The organism is Streptomyces sp. MCA2 (assembly GCF_023544705.1).
GTDB lineage: Bacteria > Actinomycetota > Actinomycetes > Streptomycetales > Streptomycetaceae > Streptomyces > Streptomyces decoyicus.
In genome coordinates, this window is the sequence record NZ_JAMJFM010000009.1 from 40970 (window position 1) to 63017 (window position 22048).

At 70.0% G+C, this 22048-nt stretch carries 23 protein-coding genes; 15 read left to right on the top strand and 8 right to left on the bottom strand.

Annotated features, from left to right (window positions below; genetic code table 11):
• The first annotated feature begins 16 nt into the window (after positions 1-16).
• Positions 17-1054, top strand: a complete 1038-nt coding sequence (locus M8I34_RS09490) for a nitronate monooxygenase (RefSeq protein WP_308372114.1) — start codon at positions 17-19, stop codon at positions 1052-1054.
• A 97-nt stretch (positions 1055-1151) separates the two neighbouring features.
• On the opposite strand, the gene nadC is transcribed toward M8I34_RS09490, so the two are convergent.
• Positions 1152-2027, bottom strand: coding sequence for a carboxylating nicotinate-nucleotide diphosphorylase (gene nadC / locus M8I34_RS09495; RefSeq protein WP_250048846.1), 876 nt, complete (start codon positions 2025-2027; stop codon positions 1152-1154).
• 321 nt (positions 2028-2348) lie between these two features.
• On the opposite strand from nadC, the gene M8I34_RS09500 reads away from it, so the two are divergent.
• From M8I34_RS09500 to M8I34_RS09515, 3 genes are all read left to right on the top strand, one after another.
• A complete protein-coding gene (locus M8I34_RS09500; protein WP_250048847.1) occupies positions 2349-2714 on the top strand; it encodes an MFS transporter in 366 nt (121 codons plus the stop codon).
• A 100-nt stretch (positions 2715-2814) separates the two neighbouring features.
• Positions 2815-3549 carry a hypothetical protein gene (locus M8I34_RS09505; protein ID WP_250048849.1) on the top strand — a complete coding sequence of 245 codons (735 nt, stop codon included), beginning with the start codon at positions 2815-2817 and terminating at the stop codon, positions 3547-3549.
• A 201-nt stretch (positions 3550-3750) separates the two neighbouring features.
• Positions 3751-4350, top strand: coding sequence for a YdcF family protein (locus tag M8I34_RS09515; RefSeq protein WP_250048850.1), 600 nt, complete (start codon positions 3751-3753; stop codon positions 4348-4350).
• Between the two features lie 194 nt (positions 4351-4544).
• Here M8I34_RS09515 and M8I34_RS09520 read toward each other — a convergent pair whose 3' ends face one another.
• Positions 4545-4706 carry a hypothetical protein gene (locus M8I34_RS09520; RefSeq protein WP_250048852.1) on the bottom strand — a complete coding sequence of 54 codons (162 nt, stop codon included), beginning with the start codon at positions 4704-4706 and terminating at the stop codon, positions 4545-4547.
• 105 nt (positions 4707-4811) lie between these two features.
• Between M8I34_RS09520 and M8I34_RS09525 the strand changes: the two genes are divergently transcribed.
• Complete coding sequence (locus M8I34_RS09525) at positions 4812-5825, top strand: DUF4331 family protein (RefSeq protein WP_250048854.1); 1014 nt, start codon at positions 4812-4814, stop codon at positions 5823-5825.
• Positions 5826-5895: 70 nt separating this feature from the next.
• Here the strand turns inward: M8I34_RS09525 and M8I34_RS09530 are convergent, their stop codons facing one another.
• Complete coding sequence (locus M8I34_RS09530) at positions 5896-6339, bottom strand: hypothetical protein (RefSeq protein WP_250048855.1); 444 nt, start codon at positions 6337-6339, stop codon at positions 5896-5898.
• 361 nt (positions 6340-6700) lie between these two features.
• On the opposite strand from M8I34_RS09530, the gene M8I34_RS09535 reads away from it, so the two are divergent.
• On the top strand, positions 6701-7525 hold the full coding sequence (locus M8I34_RS09535; protein WP_250048857.1) for a hypothetical protein: 825 nt from the start codon (positions 6701-6703) through the stop codon (positions 7523-7525).
• On the top strand, positions 7522-8202 hold the full coding sequence (locus M8I34_RS09540) for a class F sortase (RefSeq protein WP_250048859.1): 681 nt from the start codon (positions 7522-7524) through the stop codon (positions 8200-8202). Before M8I34_RS09535 ends, M8I34_RS09540 begins: the two co-directional genes overlap by 4 nt.
• Positions 8203-8358: 156 nt before the next feature.
• Here the strand turns inward: M8I34_RS09540 and M8I34_RS09545 are convergent, their stop codons facing one another.
• Positions 8359-9468: a PP2C family protein-serine/threonine phosphatase gene (locus M8I34_RS09545; protein ID WP_250048860.1), complete on the bottom strand. Its 1110-nt coding sequence runs from the start codon at positions 9466-9468 to the stop codon at positions 8359-8361.
• A gap of 400 nt (positions 9469-9868) precedes the next feature.
• On the opposite strand from M8I34_RS09545, the gene M8I34_RS09550 reads away from it, so the two are divergent.
• The 4 genes from M8I34_RS09550 to M8I34_RS09560 all read left to right on the top strand — a co-directional run bounded on the left by M8I34_RS09550 (position 9869) and on the right by M8I34_RS09560 (position 13039).
• Complete coding sequence (locus M8I34_RS09550; RefSeq protein ID WP_250048861.1) at positions 9869-11077, top strand: 4-hydroxybenzoate 3-monooxygenase; 1209 nt, start codon at positions 9869-9871, stop codon at positions 11075-11077.
• 173 nt (positions 11078-11250) lie between these two features.
• Positions 11251-11328, top strand: coding sequence for a 50S ribosomal protein bL37 (locus M8I34_RS41865; protein ID WP_370454205.1), 78 nt, complete (start codon positions 11251-11253; stop codon positions 11326-11328).
• A 453-nt stretch (positions 11329-11781) separates the two neighbouring features.
• The gene (locus M8I34_RS09555) at positions 11782-12612 is read left to right on the top strand and encodes a hypothetical protein (protein WP_250048862.1); all 831 of its coding nucleotides are present in this window, start codon (positions 11782-11784) and stop codon (positions 12610-12612) included.
• A gap of 103 nt (positions 12613-12715) precedes the next feature.
• Complete coding sequence (locus tag M8I34_RS09560) at positions 12716-13039, top strand: putative quinol monooxygenase (RefSeq protein WP_030986708.1); 324 nt, start codon at positions 12716-12718, stop codon at positions 13037-13039.
• 49 nt (positions 13040-13088) lie between these two features.
• Here M8I34_RS09560 and M8I34_RS09565 read toward each other — a convergent pair whose 3' ends face one another.
• Complete coding sequence (locus M8I34_RS09565) at positions 13089-14423, bottom strand: phosphoribosyltransferase (protein WP_250048864.1); 1335 nt, start codon at positions 14421-14423, stop codon at positions 13089-13091.
• A 157-nt stretch (positions 14424-14580) separates the two neighbouring features.
• On the opposite strand from M8I34_RS09565, the gene M8I34_RS09570 reads away from it, so the two are divergent.
• Positions 14581-15381 carry a TIGR01458 family HAD-type hydrolase gene (locus M8I34_RS09570; RefSeq protein WP_250048866.1) on the top strand — a complete coding sequence of 267 codons (801 nt, stop codon included), beginning with the start codon at positions 14581-14583 and terminating at the stop codon, positions 15379-15381.
• A gap of 112 nt (positions 15382-15493) precedes the next feature.
• On the opposite strand, the gene M8I34_RS09575 is transcribed toward M8I34_RS09570, so the two are convergent.
• Both M8I34_RS09575 and M8I34_RS09580 read right to left on the bottom strand, forming a co-directional pair.
• A complete protein-coding gene (locus M8I34_RS09575) occupies positions 15494-16072 on the bottom strand; it encodes a dihydrofolate reductase family protein (RefSeq protein ID WP_250048868.1) in 579 nt (192 codons plus the stop codon).
• 466 nt (positions 16073-16538) lie between these two features.
• Positions 16539-17267, bottom strand: a complete 729-nt coding sequence (locus tag M8I34_RS09580) for a histone deacetylase (protein ID WP_250048870.1) — start codon at positions 17265-17267, stop codon at positions 16539-16541.
• Between the two features lie 689 nt (positions 17268-17956).
• On the opposite strand from M8I34_RS09580, the gene M8I34_RS09585 reads away from it, so the two are divergent.
• Positions 17957-18724, top strand: a complete 768-nt coding sequence (locus M8I34_RS09585; protein WP_250048871.1) for a hypothetical protein — start codon at positions 17957-17959, stop codon at positions 18722-18724.
• A gap of 232 nt (positions 18725-18956) precedes the next feature.
• Here M8I34_RS09585 and M8I34_RS09590 read toward each other — a convergent pair whose 3' ends face one another.
• A complete protein-coding gene (locus tag M8I34_RS09590) occupies positions 18957-19523 on the bottom strand; it encodes a nucleoside deaminase (protein ID WP_250048873.1) in 567 nt (188 codons plus the stop codon).
• 94 nt (positions 19524-19617) lie between these two features.
• Here M8I34_RS09590 and M8I34_RS09595 point away from each other — a divergent pair, with 94 nt between their 5' ends.
• A complete protein-coding gene (locus M8I34_RS09595) occupies positions 19618-20604 on the top strand; it encodes an antibiotic biosynthesis monooxygenase (protein ID WP_250048875.1) in 987 nt (328 codons plus the stop codon).
• A 10-nt stretch (positions 20605-20614) separates the two neighbouring features.
• Positions 20615-22012 carry an FAD-binding oxidoreductase gene (locus M8I34_RS09600; RefSeq protein WP_250048877.1) on the top strand — a complete coding sequence of 466 codons (1398 nt, stop codon included), beginning with the start codon at positions 20615-20617 and terminating at the stop codon, positions 22010-22012.
• The last annotated feature ends 36 nt before the right edge of the window (positions 22013-22048 follow it).

Here is a 22048-nt window from a genome sequence, read left to right on the forward strand (position 1 = left end):
ACATTAACATCGCCAGGTGATTCGAAAACCGAAGCACCCTGACGAGGAGGGCGGCATGACGACGTTGACCACACCTCTGTGCCGGCAACTGGGCATCGAGGTCCCCGTGGTGCAGGCGCCCATCGGGTCCGCGGTCACCACGGAGCTGGTGGCTGCGGTCGCGGAGGCGGGCGGACTCGGCACTCTCGCGCTGACGTGGGTCACCGCCGAGGAGGCGGTGCGCCGGATCCGGGAGGTTCGGCGGATGACGCCGAGGCCCTTCGCCGTGAACCTGGTGCTGGACTTCCCGGTCGACGAACTCCTCGATGCCTGCCTGGCGGAAGGCGTGCCGGCCGTCTCGACGTTCTGGGGCGATCCCTCGGCCGTCGCCGAACGCGCACACTCGGCCGGCGCCCTTCACCTCCACACGGTCGGTTCCGTAGCCGAGGCCGAACGCGCCGTTGCCGCGGGCGTCGACGTGATCGTGGCCCAGGGGTATGAAGCGGGCGGCCACGTGCGCGGGGAGGCCACCACGATGGCGCTGGTGCCCGCGGTGGTGGACGCTGTGCACCCGGTGCCCGTCATCGCGGCCGGCGGCATTGCCGATGGGCGCGGGCTCGCCGCCGTACTGGCTCTCGGGGCCCAGGCCGGATGGCTGGGCACCCGATTCCTGACGGCATCCGAGGCGGCCACGCACGAGGTCTACCGCCAAGCCGTCATCCAGGCGGCGCCTCAGGACGCGGTGCACACACGGTGCTTCGACGGCGGCTGGCCCAACGCCCCGCATCGGGCGCTGCGCAACTCCACGCTCCGCGCCTGGGAGGCCGCGGGCCGTCCCGACGCGCCGCACCGTCCCGGCGAAGGGGCCGTGGTGGCCCGGAGTGCCGACGGACAGGACTGGTCGCGCTACGACGACATGGTCCCCGTGCCCGGCATGTCGGGCGACGTGGAGGCGCTCGCCCTCTACGCGGGCCAGAGCGCCGGGCTCGTCCACGACGTCGCCCCGGCGGGCCGCATCGTGGCGGACATCGCCGCGGAAGCCGCGGCCCTCACGAGGCGGACGCGGACCCCCTGACGCTGCCGGTTCCCCTCCCCCCCCGGCGCACCGCAGTCGCTACAGCGGTGCGCCGCCGCGTCGTGCTTTTCCCTTGCGGGCATCGGTGACGAGGCGGTCAGGCGCTTGTAGTCCCGGTCAGCAGCATGCTCAGGTCCAGCCCTGGGGCGCTGTGGGTAAGGGCCCCGACGGAGACCTTGTCCACTCCGGCCTCGGCGATCGGCCGCAGCAGTTCGGGGGTGACGCCGCCAGAGGCTTCCAGGACGACTCCGCGGCCCGGGGCAATGTCCTCCCGGGCCTGGACGACCTGCCCGATCTCGGTGACCGTCATGTTGTCGAGCATGATCCAGGGCGCGCCTGCATGTAGCGCTTCCACGGCTTGCGCGACGGTCTCCACCTCGACATCGATGACTGCGCTGCGGTCCTCGGCGGCCATTCCGGCGCGTACCGCGTTGATCGCCGCGGTGATGCCGCCGGCAGCTGCGATGTGGTTCTCCTTCAGCAGCACCATGGCCGCGAGATCGAGCCGGTGACTGCTGCCGCCTCCGGAGGTAACGGCGTACTTGTCGAGGGCGCGCAGGCCAGGGGCCGTCTTACGGGTGTCGAGCACCTGCACACCCAAGTCGGCGACCAGGTCGACATACCGCTTCGTCAAAGTGGCTATGCCGCAGCAGCGTTGCAGGAAGTTCAGCGCGGTGCGCTCTCCCGTGATCAGGGTGCGTGCCTCACCGCTGAGGCGGATCACCGCCTGGCCCTGCTGGACGAAGGTCCCTTCCGGGGTCAGTTCGTCCACGACCACCTCGGGATCGAGCTGGCGGAAGACCTCGGACACGAGGGGCAGGCCGCTGGCGACGCCGGGCTGTCTGGCGATGATCTCGGCTTCTGCGCGCAGCCCCGCGGGCACGCTCCAGCGGGTGGTGATGTCGTCGTGCGAGCCGTCCTCCGCAAGCGCCAGGGTGACGGCACGGCGAGCCGCCGTTACGGGGAAGTCCACTGCTTTCCTCTTTCCTCACTTCTGAACGGATTGCGAGCGAGCCGGTTCCCCGCTCCACGCGGGCTGGTGATTCGATTTCAGAAACACTACGCTCTCCCCGGCGATTTGAAAATCGAAGCACAAGGGGGAGTTCATGCCCGAACGGAAAGCGCCGCTGCCGGCACCTCATGCGCCTCACTCGCCCGAGAACGCAGAACTGCTGCGCCGGATGAGGGCGCCCGGCGAAGAGAACCATGTCGAGGGGGAGGCCATGGCTGAAGCGTGGGACGCGCCGCATGCGGGTGGGCCCCTCTTCTCGCACCGGGACACCGAGGGGAACCAGTGGCCACCAGCGGCGGTATCCGTACGTCCTCCGGGCGGTTGCTGGTTCCGGCGTTGCTGTTCATCGCACTCGTCGTCGCGGTCGTCGGCAGCCTCGGGGCGCCGCTGATCACCTCGGTGGCAGGCGAGTTCGGTGTCTCGCTGGCGACCGCGCAGTGGACGCTCACCGCCCCGCTGCTGGTCGGCGCGATCGCCACCCCGGTGCTGGGCCGGCTGGGCGCCGGCCCGCGCCGCCGTCAGGTCATCCTGGCCACCCTGGCCGTCGTGGTGGCGGGCAGTCTGCTGGCGGTGGTGCCGCCGTCGTTCGGCTGGCTGCTGGCCGGACGGGTGGCCCAGGGCGCGGGGTTGGGGCTCACACCCTGTTAGTCAGACGTTAGCGGAGCGGCAGCTTGTCGATAGTGGCCCAGACCAGAGTGGGTGACGTACCGAAGAGCCAACGACACCGACTGCCCCAGGGGAACCCCACATGAGCTCCACCACCACTGCCCGCACCGCTCGTCGCCGCACCCTGCGCGTTGCGGCTGTGGCCCTGGCCGCAGCCGCCGGTCTCACCCTGACCGCCTGCTCCGGCTCGGACGCCGCCGGTGCGAAGTCCGCGGGCCGCACGGACAAGGGCATGGCGGCTGCCGAGTCCAGTGGCACGGGCTCCTCCACCGCAGCGCAGGGCTCCGAGGGCCAGGCGGGCTCCGGTGCCAAGACCGACGCCAAGGTCGAGACCAAGGCGGGCGCCGTGGGCAAGCAGTCGGGCAGCGCGCAGGCTGCCGGCGGTGGCAAGGCGGCGTCCCCGGTCCGTACCCAGACCCTGGCGGACGGCATCAGCAAGGCCGAGATCTACAAGATCGGCGACCAGCGCTACCGTGCCAAGATCGTCGCCCGGGGCTCGGTCCTGGCCACGATGGAGACGACGGGGCAGGACGCCGACGCCGGGCTCGACGCCAACGACATGTTCATCGTGCTCACGATGGGCGGCCAGGTGCATTCCTGGATGGGCGGCGGACACCAGGGACCGGGCACGTTCAAGCTCGCGGGCGGCTGGACGGCCAAGGTCACGAAGGTCGGCGAGCTGCGGTACCGCGCGCAGATCATCGGCCACGACGGCGTGGCCGCCACGCTGGAGACGAACCAGCACGACGTCGGTGTCGACGCCAACGGCGTGTACATCGTGCTCAGCAACGGCGGTGTGATCAGCGCCCACAAGTAAAGACCCGCCCGCCCGCGGCGGTGGAGCCACCTTCGGCGGGGTGGCTCCACCGCCGCAGGTGACGGCGGTTGTGGCGTGACGAGTACGCCTTGGCCGCCACAGGGCGGCCCGGTCGAGAACGCGGACGTCCGGCGCCCTGTCGGGGAACTCGGATCTCGCCCAACACCGGAATCATGTGCGGACAGCCCTTAGAGTCGCCGCATGCGACGAAGGACAGGGCTGGCGATGGCCGGGGCTGCTGCCCTGGCCTGGGGCGAGTGGTTGAACTGGCGCTGGTCCCGCGCTCTCGTGGGGAACGGCGGGGGCACTGCCGAGGCCGTGGTCGTGCTGGGCTACCGGAACCCTCAAGCGACGGCGAACGTCATCAACCGCTGGCGAGTCCGTGCGGGAATTCGCTCCATCGCTGCTGACAGTGCGAGTGGCACCCGCCTGATCTTCAGCGGCGGTGCGACCACCGGTGGCGCCGCGGAGGCCGAGTTGATGTCTGACTACGCGACGTCGGTGCTCGCGTTCGACGGCACCGTGCTCCTCGAAGACCAGAGCCGGACGACATGGGAGAACATCACGAACGTGATCCCACTGCTTGAGGACGTCGACCGCATCAAGATCGTCTCCCAGCCGTCTCACGCGCTCAAGGCCCGCGCGTACTTGCGGCGGCAACGCCCTGATCTTGCCGAGAGGCTCGTGCGCGCGGATGACTACCGCCCCGGCGAGTGGATGGTCGTCAAACCGCTGCTGGCTCTGTACGGCCTGTGGACACTCCGCGGTCTCCAGGCCGGCGAACGCAAGCCCTCGCTGTAGCAGCCACTGTCGCGTCGGCGTCACAAACGGTGGTCCTTGAGCCGAGGCCGGCAGATGATGCTGCCGAGGCTCGCGGCGACGATGCGCTTGAGGCTCGCGGGCGCGGGCGGGGCGGCTGCGGGGGCGGCGGTGGTCCCTGCCTCCGGGCAGCCACGGGAACGTCGAGGCGTCGCCACACCGTAGAAACGCCCAGGTCAGGAGCGCATGTGACGGGGCGCCACACTGCTGCTTCCACGCGGACCGGCCACCCCACCATCAGCTTCCGCAGCTTCCGCGACTTCCCGCAGGTGAACGAAGCGTGCCAAGCCGCGAATCGGATCGATCGTGCGGCTTTTGTGCTCCAATATCTGGATCATCCCTGATAGTCCTTTCTCGGCAGGGAACACGGCACCCGTGTTCCCCGGCGCCAGATCCTGGCCCCGCCTGGCGGTATGCCTCTCACCAGCGAAAGGACATGCAGGATGTCGAATCACTTCACCGGTCTCAATCTCGGCGCACCGCTCGGGGACCAACGGCTCGACCTCTGTGACCTCTACGCGTTCCAGTCACCCACCGACTCGACGAGGACGGTGCTGATCCTCAACGCGAACCCGAATGCCGACGCTCTGCATCCTGACGCCATTTACCGCCTCAACATCGACAATGACGGGGACTGTCTCGCCGATATGGCGATCAGCTACGTCTTTTCTCCGCCGCGAGACGGCCGTCAGACATTCAGTGTCTTCATGGCGAAGGGCGAGGAGGCCCGCTCGGTCGAAGCCGTCGGACAGCAGGTCGTCACGGACGCCGAGGTGTCGTTCGGCACCGTGGCGAACCGCGTCACCGCCGGTCCCTACACGTTCTTCGCCGGCAGTCGTAGCGACGCCTTCTTCTTCGACTTCGACGGGATCAAGGGCCTCTTCGATACCACCGGCGGCAGAAATTTCACCGCACCTCATCTCGGTGGCAAGTCGCCGTGGACCGGTGTGGACTCGAACACGGAAGCCAACGTGTTCTCCACGGTGGTGGAATTGCCGACGAGTGAACTCCGTGCCGGCCCCGAGATCCGCATCTGGGGCCGTTGCAGTGTGCGGGAAAACGGCCGGCTCATCCATGCCGACCGGGCAGGCCATCCTTCGGTCAGCAGCTTCTTCAACACCGACGAGACGAAGGAGGAGTACAACGCCAGTGAGCCGGTGAACGATCGTGATCGCTGGACCGATCAGTTCGTCCATCTCATGGGGCACACCGGCAACTACACACGGGAAGAGGCGATCGCGGCGATCGACGCCGACCGCATCCTGCCCGACATGCTGGTGTTTGACCCCGCGAAGCCTGCGCAATACCCCAACGGCCGCGTCTTCACCGACGACGTCATCAACCACCGGCTCTCCTTCCTCTCGAAGGGCGACATCCCTCCCACCGGACTGGAGCCGCACACCGACCTTCTGGACGAGTTTCCCTACCTCGGCAATCCGCACCCCAAGGGGAACTGACCCCCACGTTTCATCCCTGGCGGTGTCCCGTTCTTGAGCGGGAAGGCGGAAGTACTTTCCGGGCCGGGGGTCAGAACTTGGGGCAGAGGTTCGTGTGCACGGCCTCGACGATCTGTGCGGCCTTGGCCTTGCCGAACCCCTCGGGGTGGGTGGGCGAGGTGAACCGCATCTCCGCCATCTCGGCCTGCTTGGGCTTGTCCTTGGGGAAGCTGTGGATCGTCTGGCACTGGTTGCGCCCGCGGTCGACGGCCTTGTCTTCCTTGCCGTGGACGATGTCCGGGTCGATGCCGGTCAGGGCGCGGAGGTATCCGAGCTTCATGGCGGCATTCGGCTCGGGCGGGATGCCCGCGGCGGCTTCGGCGTCCGCAACGGCCGTGGGGGAGGGGGTACTTGACGCCGTGGTGGGCTCTGGCTTCTTCTTGGGCGCCGCGTCGGTGCTGGCGTCGCTGCTGCACGCGGTGAGGGCGGCGGCCAGGACGAGTGCGGTGAGGGCGGTGGCGGCGGTGCGGTTCACGTTCGGACTCCGGGGTGGGTGACTACTGGCACCGGTGTGACAGCCGAGACCGAGTGAAGGTTGTGTGCTGACTCCGTGTGGGCAACCGCAGGGCGGTCGAGGCGAGTCGGGGGCCGGCATTGAGGTGCGCGGCGCGGGCGGGAGGCGGCGGTTCGGCGCGGGCGGGGAGGCCGCGGACCAGTGCGGACGTCCTCCCGGAGGGCCCCGGAGAAGTCCGCCGGAAATTTTTTCCTCCGCCACCAATCCGCGGGCGTTGCGGCTCCGAATAACGGTCGATGCCTCGCCGAGGTGTCGCTTTCGAACCCGGACGACGTGCGGTCCCCCCTTCCTCCCCGCGGAGGCCGCCGGAAAAGGAACGAACGTGATAGCCAAGCGCACCAGCCGCCTCGCCGTACTCGTCGCTCTGCCCGCAGCCCTGGCCCTCACCGTGGGCGCCTCGTCCCAGGCCGTCGCCGAGGGCACCGGAGCGTTCCAGATCAATCTGGCGCAGTTGAACGACTCCGGTTCCAAGGGCACGGCGATGCTCAGCCTCCAGGGCAAGCAGCTGACCGTGAAGATCGAGTCCGAGGGCCTCGTGCCCGGACAGCCCTCCGCCCAGCACCTCCACGGCTCCACCGACGGCCATGACTTCCACTGCCCGGACGCGAGCGACGACACCAACGGCGACGGCGTCCTCAACAACACCGAAGCCACGGTCGACTACGGCAACATCAACATCTCGCTCACCACCAAGGGGCCCACGGACATGATGAGCGGCCTCGCCGTCGACCGCATGCCCGTGGCGAACGCGCAGGGCAAGGTCTCCTACGAGCGCACGATTCCGGTCTCCCAGGCGGTCGTCGACCACATCAAGGACCTGCACATCGTGCAGCACGGCATCGACCGCAACAACAACAAGAAGTACGACTTCGAGGGGGCGGGCAAGAGCGAACTCGATCCCAAGCTTCCCCAGGAGGCCACCGCTCCGACCAACTGCGGAGAGGTCCTGGGTGCCGCGGTGGGGTCCATTCCGGTCGGCGGGGTCGAGACGGGTACCGGGCCTTCCGAGGAGAAGGGGGTTCCGATGGCGGTGATGGGCGCCGGCGGCGTCGCCTTCGTGGCGGTGACCGGTGCACTGGCCGTTGCGCGGCGGCGGAAGAGCGTGCTCGCCGCCGGACGGGCCGGGAGCAACGGGAGTGCCGCGTGAGCCGTCGGAGCGAGGACACCGTGATCACCGTACGCCGCCGGGGCCGTCGTGTCGCCGGCTGTGCGATCGCCGCGGCATTGGCGACCGTGCTCGTCGCCGGGTGCGGAGGGCAGGAAGCGGCGCCGCCCCCGCAACTCCCCGCGGGGCAGCAGGGCGGGGACTCGACCGCCGACGAGGCGCCGGACACAGGATCGGGGAGCGGGGACCGGGCCGCCGCCAGTATGCCGAAGTCGGCTCCGGCGCGGCTCTCCATCCCGTCGCTCCAGGTCTCCTCCACGCTGGAGACGCTGGGGCAGAAGAAGGGCGGAGCCATGGAGACCCCCCGTGATCCCGACAAGGCGGGCTGGTACCAGCCGGGGCCGACGCCCGGATCCCAGGGACCGGCCGTGATCGCCGGCCATGTCTCCTGGAACGGCAAGCCGTCGGTGTTCGAGAAGATCTCGACGATGAAGGCCGGTGACACCATCGAGGTCGCCCGGCAGGACGGGAAGACGGCGAAGTTCACCGTCGACCGCGTCGCCCAGTACCCGAAGAACAAGTTCCCCACGGTCGAGGTCTACAAGAACCTCGATCACGCCGGCCTCCGCCTGATCACCTGCGGCGGCCAGTACGACGAGGGACAGCACTACTACCCCGACAACGTGGTGGTGTTCGCCAGCCTCACGGGCAGTGCGTAGGCCGGACCCGCGATGAACCGGCCGGCGGTCCGGCGCCCTCGCACGGGCGACCGGGCCGCTCGTCGGGGCCCGCCGGTGCCGCGGCGGTAAGGGAAGAGCGCGAAGGTGCGGCCGTGAGTCCGCTGACGACGGGGCCGCCGTCCGGGGGCCCCCGCCTCACGACGAGCGGGTGATCGCGATCACGGCCGCGTCGTCGCCCAGGTTGCCGCCGGTGTAGCGGAGCAGATCGTCGCGCAGCCGCCGTACCAGGGCCGCCGGATCCCTCTCGTGCCAGGCGGTCAGCCGGTCGATAAGGGGGTAGAACCGGCCGGTGCGGTCCCGGGCTTCGATGACGCCGTCGGTGTGGAGCAGCAGGAGACCGCCGGGCTCGAACCGGAACGTCTCCTCCCGGTAGTCGCTCTCCAACGGGGCGGTGAGGCCCAGCGGGAGGGCGGGTTCGCTCACTTCGAGCACCTGGACCTTGTCGTGACGCAACAGCAGTGGCGGCGGATGCCCGCAGTTCACCATGGTGAGGACAGGTGCGTCGTGGTGGACGTCGACCACTACAGCGGTCACGAACGACTCCTCCGGTTCCGGACCGCCGTCGGTGGGGTCGGCCGTGTTCTTCCAGTACACGGAGTTGCCCAGGTGCGCCACGATGCCGGGCAGTGAAAGGTTCCGGTAGGCCGACCCCCGGAAGGCCCCGATCAGCACCGCCGCCTCCCCGATGGCGGACAGGCCCTTGCCGCGGACGTCACCGATGACCAGCCGGGTCCTGCCCGGGGCGGGCACCGTCGCGAACAGATCACCCCCGATCTGCGCCTCGGCCTCCGCCGAGATGTACGCGGACGCGATCCGCAGCGCTCCGATCCGCTCGGGCAGTGGCCGCAGCAGGACCTGCTGGGCCGCGACGGCCACCGACCGTACCTGGCTCAACTGCCGTTCATGCCGGTCACGGACGTAGCGGAAGGCCGTGACGAACACGGAGATCACGACGAGGGCGGCGATCTGCGCCTGGTGGTTCGGTGTCAGCAAGCCGCCGTGCAGATGGCCGATGACGATCTGGGCCACCACGGCCAGTGCTCCGACGGCGCCGGTGACTCCGGCACCGGCGAACGAAGCGGTGAGCGCCGGCGCCGCGACCAGGAACGGGCCCAGGTGGATGCTCGTCGGGGCGTGGATGTCGATCACGGTGATCACCGCGATGATCGCGAGCGGGATGGCGATCAACCCGTCGTGCAAGCCCCAGGCCCTGTCGAGAGGGGGGAGACCGCGCCGGACGCTCATACATCCTCCTTACACCTGCGACGCCCTCCTCGCCCGGCGGACCCGACGGGCACGGCGGACTCGACCGGCCAGGCGGACTCGACCAGTGGATACGGCGTGCCGTGGCCGCTCGGCACCCATCGCTCCGCCGAGAAGACGACCGGCCGGGGTGTGGACGGGGACGCCCTCGTGCCCGTCCCGCATCGGGCGGCCGACCGGGAGGGGCGACGGAAAGTGCCGGGTCAACCGCGGAAACCGCCTCGGCTCGCGTAGGGGAGCGATCTGGCGGCACCGGGCCGCCGTCCAGGGAGTCGCCGGTCCGCCCGCGCCGGTGGGACCGCCGGGCCGCCGGGCCGCTCGTCTTTGCGGACCGCCATACTGCGTGCGATCTTTCCGAGCACTCCGAAGGGAACCCCGCGACGTGTCCTCCACCCCCTCCTTCCCTCCGACGCGCACCCGCGTTGCCATCGTCGGGGCCGGGCCCGCCGGGCTCACCGTGGCAAATCTGCTGCATGCCGCAGGAGTCGACTGTGTGCTGCTGGAAGCGGAGAGCAGGGAGTTCATCGAGCAGCGGCCGCGCGCCGGGTTCATGGAGGAGTGGGCGGTGGACGCGCTGGCCCGGCACGGGCTGGCCGACCGGCTGCTCGAACGGGCCGCCACACAGGGGGAGTTCGAGTTCCGGTTCGACGGCGAGCGGCACACCGTGCGGACGACGGAGCTGGCGGGCCGACGTCACTTCGTCTATCCGCAGCCGCTGTTGGTCACCGACCTCGTGGCGTCCTACGTGGACCAGGCGGGCGGCGAGGCGCGCTTCGGCGTACGCGAGGTGCGACTGCACGAAATCGACGGCGACCGGCCGGCGGTGTCCTACACCGACCCCGACACCGGCGACCGGCACCGGATCGAGTGCGACTTCATCGCGGGCTGTGACGGCGCGCGCGGGGTGAGCCGGGAGGCCATACCCGCCGACCGGGCGCTGCTCACCCGCCATGACCACGGCGTCGCCTGGCTCGCCCTCCTCGCGGAGGCGCCGCCGTCCGCCGACGGTGTGGTCTTCGGTATCCATGAGCGCGGATTCGGCGCGCAGATGGCTCGTAGCCCCCAGGTCACCCGCTACTACCTCCAGGTCGGGCCCGGCGAGGACGCCGGGAACTGGTCGCACCGGAGGGTCTGGGACGAGTTGCACACCCGGCTCGCCGCCGCCGGCGCCCCACCGCTGACCGAAGGGCCGCTGATCGAGCGGGTGGTCCTGGACATGCACGACTACGTGGTGGAGCCCATGGCGTACGGCCGGGTCTACCTGGCGGGCGACTCGGCGCATCTGGTCGCGCCCATCGCCGCGAAGGGCATGAACCTCGCGATCCATGACGCACTGCTGCTCGGCGAGGCGCTGATCGCGCACTACCAGGGCGACGATCGCGGCATCGAGGGCTATTCGCAGGCGTGTCTGCGGCGGGTCTGGCAGTACCTGGAGTTCTCGCAGTGGCTCTCCTATGTGCTGCACGGCGCCTCTTCCGGTGACCGGTTCCTGGCGGGCACGGCCTCGGCACGGCTGCGGCGCCTGCTGGGCTCCGAATCCGCGGCGAAGGCGTTCGCCGGGCTGTACCTCGGCGAGGAAGCCGATCTGTAGGGTCGTGACGGACGGGCCCGGACCACACGTCCGTGGGGTGATTCACAACCCTGGAGGGGGTGGGCGCCCGGCGGGCTGGGTACGCGGCTTCGTGATCGCCGGGCGAGATACCGTTGTGAAGTGGTAGAAATTCGGCGAAAAGCATCGCTGAGACTCCGAGGAAGGGAGACGCCATGTCATCGAAGCGCCGTCGCAAGAAGAAGGCCCGTCGCAAGAACGGGGCCAACCATGGCAAGCGGCCGCAGTCCTGAACGCAGGACGGTGACCTGACCTCATCGATGGGGTTCTTGTGGGCTTCTCGCGTACCGCTGTCAGCGGAGGCGAGGAGCCCACAGTGGCATCCACGGCGGCGTGTCCGGCCGGGTCGGGTCGGGTCGGGTCGAACGAGAAGACCGCGCACGGCTGTTGATCGCGGGTGGCGAACACGGCCGAGGAACAGCCGTACTGGTCACCGGTCTTGCCGGTTGTGCCCCACAGGGTGAGGCCGTTCGTCGTGACGGCTTGTAGGCCCGCGCCATAGCGCGCCGGGCTGCCGACCTGACCACGGTGGCACGGCCCCCGAGGCGATGGTCTCCACACGGCCCCCGAGGCGAGGCTCTCCGTACCGGTCCTGTCCGCCCCCGCACCGTCCGGCACCCGAGTAGAGGGAGCTGTTGCCGAGGTCTAGCGTGGAGAGGAGTTCCCCAGGAGAGGGGGCTGTTGCCATGGCGTCCGGCCGGCCGGAGACCGCCGCCGAGGGACGGCTGTCCCGGCTGCTCGGCAGCCCCATCATCGGCATGACGCCATGGATCGCGATGTCGGTGCTGGTCGGGCCGGGCCGCTACGAACTGGCGGTCGGGGTGTCCCTTGCCCTGGCCGTGGCGATCGTCATCGCCGGCCGCATACGCAGTCCCGGCGCGTCCCTCAAAATCCTGGAGATTTCCGATGTGGTCTTCTTCGCCGCGATGGCCGTCATCGGCATCTTCGCGTCCCCGGGAACGCATCGCTGGCTGGAGAGTTATTCGGGGGAGCTCTCCAATATCGCGCTGATGGTGATTGCTCTCGGATCCATGGCGGTCAAAGTGCCGTTCACCCTCCAGTACGCCAGGGAACAGGTGCCCCGTGAGTTCTGGGACAACCCCCGTTTTCTGCGGACCAATTATCGCATCACGGGGGCGTGGGCCGCCGCATTCGGGGTGGCGGCAATTGCGGGTGCCTATGGCGACCTCGTCCTGCACGATGCCAATAACCTGTGGACGGGTTGGATCATCCAAATCGCGGCCATCATCGTCGCGCTCCAGTTCACCCGGTGGTATCCGGAGGTCGTGCGTGCGCGTTCCTTGCGGGAACGCGGTCTGCCCGGCCCGCCGGAACCACCGCTCAGCAGCATGCTCCTTCCGCCGGCGGGCTATCTGACCCCGGTCGGCATTGTGGTGCTCGCCTTCAACGCGGGGCCGACATGGCTGGGCATCGCGCTGATCGCGGCGGGAGTGCTGCTGGTCAAGACGTTGAACCGTCCTTCGGCGGCCGAACCCGATACGGGGGACGGCGCGTGAGGGAGGGCCCGTGACGCTCCGCGCTCCGCGCCTACCGCGTGACCGTCGCACGCCTGCCCCGGGGTGACGACCGACGATACGGAACAGCCCTTAGACTCGATGGATGATCTTCATTGTCGTCAAGTTCCCCGTGAAGCCCGAGTACGTCGAAGAGTGGCCGCAGCACGTAGCGGCCTTCACCAGCGCCACCCGCGCCGAGCCCGGCAACCTGTGGTTCGAATGGTCCCGGAGCATCGAAGAGCCGGACACCTATGTCCTGGTCGAGGCATTCAAGGACGACGCCGCCGAAGCGCACGTCAATTCCGACCACTTCCGCGCCGGAATCGAGACGATGCGCCCGCTGCTGCGCCGTACCCCGGACATTGTCAGCACCACCATCGAGGGTGCGGACGGCTGGAGCGCCATGGGCGAGATCACCATCGACTAGGACGTGTTTAGGGCGGGCCCATCAGGGGCCGGGGCCGGAAAAACGTTCGCTACGCCTGTGTCACCAAGTGCCTAATGAACCAGTCCCGGGCGAGGTCGGCCACCTGCTGGAGGGCGCCGTGTTCCTCGAAGAGATGGGTGGCGCCGGGGACGATTTCCAGACGGGTCTCACAGCGCAGGGCCGCCTCGGCCTCGCGGTTGAGGTCGAGGACCTGGGGATCGTTGCCGCCCACGATGAGCAGCGTCGGCGCCTGTACCCCGGGGAGCAGCGGTCCGGCGAGGTCGGGGCGGCCGCCGCGGGAGACCACCGCACCGATGTCCGCGTCGGGAGAGGCGGCGGCCCGTAGCGCCGCCGCGGCCCCGGTGCTGGCGCCGAAGTAGCCGATCGGTCCGGCGACGCGGCCGCGCAGCCAGCCGGTGGCGTCCGTCAGCCGGTCGGCGAGGGTCTCGATGTCGAAGACGTTCGCCCGGTTGGCTTCCTCCGCCGGGGTGAGCAGGTCGAAGAGCAGCGTGCCCAGGCCCGCCTCGTTCAGGGCCGTGGCGACCCGGCGGTTGCGCGGGCTGCGCCGGCTGCTGCCCGAGCCGTGAGCGAACATCACCACCGCCCTCGCGCCCGCCGGCACGGTGAGGTCCCCGGTGAGCCGGACCCCGGCGGCGTCGATCATCAGCTCCTCCTGGACGTCTCTCCCGTCCGCCCCGTCCGCCCCGTCCGAGAGTGTGGCGGACGACGTGGGGGCGGTCGGTCCGGGGCCGGCCGCGGCCTGCGCCAGCAGCGAGACGACCTCGTCGTCCGGGGTCTGGGAGAAGTCCCGGTACCACTCGCCGACGGCGGAAAAGGCGAACGGGGTGGAGAGGCAGACGAATTCATCCGTGGAGGCGCGCAGCCGCTCGGCCGCGTCCGGTGGCGCCACGGGTACGGCGAGCACCACACGGGCAGCGCCGTGGGCGCGTACCACCTCGCAGGCGGCCGCCGCGGTGGCGCCGGTGGCGATCCCGTCGTCCACGACGATCGCCGTCCGTCCGGCCAGGTCGAGCCGTGGGCGCCCGGCGCGGAAGCGCTCCGCCTGCCGTGCGAGTTCCGCCGCCTCGGCGTGCTCCACCGATGCCAGGTCCGCCTGTTCGAGCCGGCCGCGCCGGACGATGTCGTCGCTGATCACCCGTACGCCGCCTTCGCCGATGGCGCCGAATCCGAGTTCGCGCTGATAGGGAACGCCCAGCTTGCGGACCACGATCACATCGAGCGGTGCATGGAGCGCCCGGGCCACATGAAAGGCCACCGGGACCCCGCCACGAGGCAGTCCCAGCACGATCGGCTCTTCTCCCCGCAGGTGCTGTAGCGCCTCGGCGAGGCGGTGCCCCGCGTCCGCGCGGTCAGTGAACAGCACAGTGTGCACCCCCTAGCCAGGGGAGACGGGAGCTGCGTCCACACCTCACTTCGAAGTAACCCCATCCGGGGACGCTTCGCAACTCGGGCTCCGGGGCGGCCCGGCTGTCCGCCCGGCCCTCGGCCCGTCCCCGGCCGACCGTCGTTACCGTCGGCGTATGAAGGGAATCGGAGCGGTCCTGATCGATATCGACGGCGTGCTCACCGTGTCCTGGAAGGCGCTGCCGGGCGCGGTGGAGGCCATGGAGCGGCTGCGCGCCGCGGGAATCCCGCTGGTGCTGGTCACCAACACCACGTCGCGGACCCGCGCCGCGGTCGCCGAGCGGCTGGCCGCGGAGGGGTTTCCCGTCGGTGTCGACGACATTCTGACCGCGCCCGCCGTCACCGCCGCCTACCTGCGCGAACACCATCCGAACGCACGTTGCCGACTGATCAACACCGGTGATGTCCGGGAGGATCTGGCGGGGGTGGAGATCGTGGGGGAGGGGGCGGACGACGAGGGCGGGGGCGCGCCGGACGTGATCGTTTTCGGTGGTGCGGGCGAAGCCTTCAGCTATCCGGCGCTCAATGCCGCCTTCCGGTGTCTCCAGCGCGGTGCCCGGCTGGTCGCCATGCACCGCAATCTGTACTGGCGTACGGCGGACGGGCTCGATCTGGACACCGGCGCCTTTCTGCCGGGGCTGGAGCGGGCCGCCGGTGTCGAGGCGACGGTCACCGGCAAACCGGCACCGGCGTTCTTCGCCACCGCCCTGGCGCACCTCGGCGTCCCGGCCACGGAAGCACTGATGGTGGGCGACGACATCGAGTCCGACGTCCTCGCGGCCCAGCGCGTCGGGATCACCGGTGTGCTCGTCAGGACCGGCAAATATCTGCCGGAGACAGAGCGGGCGGCCGAGGGCACACCGGACCAGGTGCTCGATTCCTTCGCCGGTCTGCCCGGCCTGCTCGATCTGCCGTGACGGGTGCGGGGGAGCGGAAGCCCGATACGGCACCGGGACCGCGTAGATGCCTTCCGGGCCCGGCGGGGCCGCACCCCTTTCGGCGACATGGGTGCGGCCCCCTACGCGCAGATCACCCCGTGGCGGAGTCCCCGGCGCGCCGGTAGTGGAGGAGCACGACGCCGTTGCCGAAGGTCCGGGTTCCGGCGAGCCGGAGATCCGTCTTGGTGTCCGAGGGCCCGAAGAGGGGCTTGCCCCGGCCGATGAGGACCGGGTGGACGTAGATGCGGTACTCGTCGACCAGGTCGTGCCGCCTGAAGGCCGCGGCGAGATCGGCGCCACCGAGTGCGAGGTCGCCGCCCGGCTGCGCCTTGAGCGCCCGGATCTCCTCGGGAACGACGTCCCGCATGATGAGGGTGTTCCAGTCGGCCCGCTCCAGGGTCCGGGAGAACACGATCTTGGGCTTGTCCCGCCAGATCCCGGCAAACTCGGCCATCGGACCGGTACATGACGGGTCGGCTTCGGCGGTCGGCCAGAACTCCGCCATGAGTTCATGGGTGACCCGGCCGCTCATGAAGGCGCCCATCGTCCTGAGCTGCTCGTTGACGTAGCGGTGCAGCTCGTCGTCGACCAGGTGCCAGTCGATCTGGCGGTCCGGTCCCTCGATGAAGCCGTCAAGGGACACCGACATGGACAAGACGATATTTCTCATTCCGGGACCCCTTGCCTCGGCGTACGCGGTTTCGCGTGACATCCTGACAAAAGCCCCTGCCGTAACCGGGCATTCGGAACAGGACGACGCCAAGCGGCGCGATGAAGCGACCTTGACGTCGAACTGCCTTTCTTTTGACAGGAGTCGAGTTCGACCGAGATCGCCCTGACGGGTGACATGGGGGATCGGGGCGCGAGGCCGAGCCCATCGATTCGCGTCTGTCTGCCGTGCCGTGGGGCGGGCCCGTCGAGAGTGACCGTGCGTCCGATGTGTGGCCACTTCCAGGCGTCTTCAGTGGCCCTGATCAAACCACCCTCTCCGGTCGGCGACTCGGCGGTCCCGACGTCACATGGAGGTAGACCGATGAACGCACGCCGCCACTCGTGCAGGGTCCGTCGGGGCCCGTCGGGGGCCGGAACGGGCCGGGCCGGTGCGCGCCGGGTGCCGCGATCCGGGAGCGCGCCGGTCACGGCGGGTCGGGCGGGTCGGTGAGCAGCGCCGCGATCTCCGCCGCCGTCCAGTGCCCCTCGGCCCCCGGGCAGCCGGCGAGATAGGTGGCGGCCCGGAGCGCGCTCCATCCGTGGGAGGCGACGATGCCGGCCGCGATGTGCCGCAGATAGGCGGCGGAGGGCGGGTTCACGGTGATGACCTGGCTGCTCCACGGGGCCGTGAAGGTCAGGACCGGGTAACCGTCCAGCAGCCCGGCACACACCAGGGTTTCGTAGCGGCCGGGGCCGATCCGGGCCCTGCCGTGGGTGAGGGCCTCCGTCAGATCGAGATCCCCGCCGGGCTCCCGGTACATCTCCTGAGCGGCGATGTCGGAGAACTGGGAGAGCGTCAGAAGGTAGGCGCGAGCGGGCAGTTCGTACGCGCCCGGTCGGCCGGGCCGGTCGTCGGCCGGTGCGAGGCCGGGGTCGTAGAAGGCTCTGCCGCCGGTCCACACCTGCGATTCGGTGGCGAAGTACAGCAGACCGGGCAGCATGACCGGTGTCGTCCGCACGGGGCGGCGGGGGTCCCGGCAGCCGGGGTAGGTGCGCAGCCCGCCGTGCGGGCGGCCGCCGGTCAGATAGCAGGTCAGCCGGTCGAGATGCATGTTGGAGCCGTACGCGGCGTACCAGAGGCGGTCGACGGGGGTGAGGCGGCGGGCGGCTTCGGGGGAGCCGTCGAGGGCTTCGAGGCGTGGGGGCCTGGTCACGTCCTCACGCTACGCGGAAGGGCCCGCCACGGCGCTGTTCGGCCGGTCCTGCGGGGCTTCCCGGCGGGTCCCGCGGCGCTCGGGCCGGGCGGCCATGACGTCGGGCGGCGGCGCGGTGGAGGGCAAACGACGGGCCGGCGAAAGGCCGGCGAAAGGCAGCCGAAGGGCAGCCGAAAGGCAGGCGAAAGGCAGGCGAAGGGCGGCCCGAGGGGGCGGGCGGGGCGGCTCTCTCGTGGCTTGATCGTTTCTGTCGTGGGTTTTGCCGCGAGTGGTCTGGAGATGCGCACTGCACGGACAGGACCGGTCCGAAGAACAGCCGGCACCCGGTCATCGACCGGACGCCGGGGGACGGAGGCAGTGTGGCGGACGAGGTGTCAGGGCGAAACGAGGCCGGGATACGCAGGGCGGAGGCGGCCGGCCGCCGCCCCGTTGTGCCCTCTCCATCGCCGAGTGCGAGCCGGCGTCATCTGCTCGCGGCCACGGCAGCGGCGGGGCTCGGACTGCTCACCGCGTGCGGCGGGACACCCTCCCGTGCGGACTCCGCACCCAAGGCGCCACCGCCCGGCGGCTCGTCGTCCTCCCCCTCCGGCGGGTCCGGCACTCCGGGCCCGTCCGGCTCCACGGCAGCACCCCCCTCGACCCGCCCGACGAAGCGACGGCGACCCGAACTACCGCGTGGCGGGCGGGAGTTGTTCCCCCGGTACCGGCTGGTGGGGTTCTGCGGTCTGCCCGGGGCGGCGGCGCTCGGCCGGCTCGGGACCGGCGACCCCACAAAGCGGGCCGCCGAGGCGGAGAAGGTGGCGCATTCGTACGCCGCGGGGCGCGAGCCGCTGCCCGTGCTCGAACTCCTGGCGGCGGTCGCCAACGCCACGGCCGGCCCGGACGGTGCGTACCGTTCACGGACACCCTCGGCCACCATCCGCCGCTTCCACCATCTGGCGCGCACCCAGCGGGGGCTGCTGCTGCTCAACATCCAGCCGGGCCGCGCCTCGGTGCTCGACGAGGTGAAGGCGCTGCGCGAGTGGCTCGTCCACCCCGACGTGGGGATCGCGCTCGACCCGGAGTGGGAGATGAGTTCCGGCCAGGTGCCGGGCGACACCTATGGGCACACCGACGGCCGTGAACTGACGAAGGTGGCCCGCTATCTGTCCGGGCTGGTGGAGGAGCACGATCTGCCGCAGAAGCCGCTGGTCTTCCACCAGGTGGCGCCGTCCGTCGTGGGCGACGAGTCCGCCCTGCGGCCGCAGCCCGGTGTGGCGCTGATCAAGAGCGCCGACGGCATCGGCTCACCGGGCCTGAAGCGCGGGACCTGGCGACGGCTGGTCAGCGATCTGCCCGACGGCGTCCACACCGGCTTCAAGCTCTTCTACGAGGAGGACGCCGAGGGCAGCCGCCTGATGACGCCGAAGGAAGTGCTGGCCCTGCGGCCGCAGCCGGAGTATGTGATGTACGAGTGAGCCGGCCGGGCCGCTGCGCGCCCTGACGGCGAGGCCGCGCACGACAGGTCGGCGCCGTGCACGAGAGACGGCGCCGTGCACGAGAGACGGACCCGACCCGCGCGCACACCTGCTACGCGCGCCTGGGTCCGTCCCCTGCCGCAAGGGCGACCGCTCGGCGCGCCGGGCGCCGAGCGGCCGTCAAGGGCCGTGCCGTTGTTCCGTCTCCGCGGTGTCGGCCGGTGACCCTTCGTCAGTACGGGTGCTTGTCCGGCCGGTTCGCCCAGGCCGCGTACGACTGGGCGCCCATCTCGGGGTAGATCTGTTCGATCTTGATCCGTCGCTCGTCGAGCGGCCGCTTGAAGTCCTCGTACTGGAACGTGTCGTCGAAGCCGATCTTCGCGGTGTCGTCGAGGTCGCAGCTGTAGTAGACGGCGTCGATCCGGGACCAGTAGATGGCGCTCATGCACATGGGGCAGGGCGCGCCGCTGATGTAGATCGAAGTGCCCTGGAGCATACGGGCCCGCTCCGGGACCGGGTCCGGTGACCCGGGGGGCCGCGGGACATACTCCAGCGTGCTCTCGTTCTGACGCTCCACGGCGATGCTCGGAGCCTCGGGGTTGAGGACCTGCACGGCTTTCCGGATCGTCTCGATCTCGGCGTGCGCGGTGGGGTCGCCGGTCAGCAGTACACGGTTCTGCCCGCGGGCGAGGATGTTCCCGTCGCGTGCGAGTACCGCACCGAACGGGCCGCCCCAGCCGTTCTCCACGGATTCCGTGGCCAGCCGTACAGCCTCTGCGAGAAGTTCTTTCTGGTCCATTACCGAGTCTCCGATCGGCATCGATTCCTCTGCGGAACGGTTAGGCAAATGCCCCATTTGCCGCGTAAATCTCCTATGTACTAGGCTACTCAAGGTGAGTGCCCGTGCAAGCCGTGGTTCCGCGGCAGACAACGCCACCGTTGTGACCTCGCAGAAGGTGCGTGAAGGCCGGACCGACGAGTATCAGCGCTGGCAGGACAAGACGAATCAGGCTGCCCGTGAATTCGAGGGTTTCGTGGGCGCCGAGGTGTACCCCGGCGCCGGCGAGGAAAACGAATGGGTGGCCGTATTCCGGTTTTCCGGTATGGAGCAGCTGACCGTCTGGCTGGATTCGAACCGGCGGCAGGCATTGCTCGATGAAGCACGCGAACTCTTCGAGGGCCTTCCGACGCAGGAAGTGCTCCATGGCGGCAGCCCGGCACAGCCGGCACCCGATGTGGTGACGGCGGTCATCTCCCACGAGGTCAAGCCGGGATCCGAGCAGCAGTTTCTCGCCTGGCAGGAAAAGACGCTCAAGGCGCAGGAGAAGGCGCCGGGTTTCATGGGGTCCGAAATGTTCAAGCCGGTGGAGGGCGTCCAGGAGCACTGGGTGGTCGTCTTCCGGTTCGACTCCCGCGAGCACCTCGACGACTGGCTCGACTCCGATGTGCGCGCCAAACTGCTGAACGAGGGAAGCAAGTACTTCACCTCGTACGACGTGCGCAAGGTCGGTTCGGCGTTCAGCGGCTGGTTCCAGTTCGACCACGACAAGCGGGGCAACGCCCCGCCCAACTGGAAGCAGGCGATGTCCGTCGTCCTGGCGCTCTATCCGACGGTGATGGTGCTCAACCTCACCGTCGGAGTCGGGCTGGAGAAACTCACCATCCGTGAGTACATCGGACTGTTCCTCTCCAACGTACTGAGCGTCAGCGCGCTGACCTGGCTGCTGATGCCGATCGTGAACAAGGTGTTCGCCTTCTGGCTGGTCCCCTCCCGGGTTGCCGGAAACCGCCGGGCGCAGGTGCTGGGCCTCGCTCTGGTGGTGCTCTGCTACCTGGTGGCCATCGCCGTCTTCGGCCTGATCACCCACCAGATCTGGTGAGGAGGCCACGATGCGCCCACCGGGACCGACACCGGCGGCAGATATCGAGGACAGGCTGATCCGGCGGGGCGACCCCGGCTACGAGAAGGCCCGCTCCGCCGCGGTGTGGAACGAGCGGCGGCCCGGGCGCTTCCCCGAGGCCATCGTGCGCGCCGCCTCGGAAGCGGAGGTGGCACAGGCCGTCACCTATGCCCGCGCCAGGGGACTCCAGGTCTCGATGTGTTCCGGCGGGCACAACTGGTCCGGCTCGTCACTCCGCGACCGGGGCCTGCTGCTCGATCTCTCCGCGCTCCGGGAGTGCCGCGTCACGCCCGCCACCGGCACCGCGCCGGCGACGGCCATGGTGGAGCCCGCCGCCACCGGTCAGGAGCTGGTCGCGGTCCTCACCCCGCAGGATCTGGCCTTTCCCGTCGGTCACTGCCCCACCGTGGCGGTCGGCGGATTTCTGCTCGGCGGCGGTCTCGGCTGGAACTCCCGCGCATGGGGGGCGTCCTGCGCGTCCGTCGAGGAGATCCGGGCCGTCACCGCCGACGGGCGCACGGTCGTCTGTAGCGAAACCCGGAACCCCGACCTCTTCTGGGCCGTGCGGGGCGCCGGGCCGGGATTCTGCGCCGTCGTCACCCGCTTCCGCCTCGCCCTGCACCCCCACCCCGCAGCGATCATGGCGACCTCCCTCACCTTCCCGCTGGCCGAGGTCGCCCGGGTGGCGGAGTGGGCCGAGCGGGTCGCACGCGGGCTCCCGCCGTACGTCGAAACCGCGTTCGTCCTCGTGCCCTCCGGTCCGCCGGCGGACAGCGCTCCGGCCGGGCCCCGGATCACGGTCTCCGCCACCGCGTTCGCCGCGACACGGAGCGAAGCCCTGCGAGCGCTGGAACCGTTCGCCGACTGCCCCTTCGGTGAACTCGCCGTCGCCCGGCATCCGCCCGCGCCGCAGTCCTTCGTCGCTCTGCACGAGGGCGCGGCGGCGGCCTGGCCACCGGCGCACCGGTATGCGGCGGACACCCTGTGGTCCCAGGAGAGCTATGCCACCCAGCTGACCCGTATCGCCGACCTGCTGGCCCGCGCCCCCTCCGGGAAGTCCCTGGTGCTCGCGCCCGTGCAGCCGGTCTCCGGGCACCCGGCCCTGCTGCGGAACATGGCCTTCTCCCCGCTCGGCGAGTCCTACTTCGTCTGCTACGCGGTCTGGGACGACCCGGCCGACGACGAGACGCATGCGCGCTGGCTGCGCGAGGTCATGGCGGCCGCGGATCCGCAGGGCGACGGTTTCCACTTCATCGCCGAAACGGATCTGGAAGCCGACGCCGCACGGGCCCGGCGCTCGTACACCCCCGCCGCCTGGGACCGTCTCCAGGAAATCAAGGCGCAGTGGGACCCGGAGAACGTCTTCCACTCGTATCTCGCGCCCTGACGCGGGCCCGGCGGTCCGCCTGCGGAAGGCCGCGGT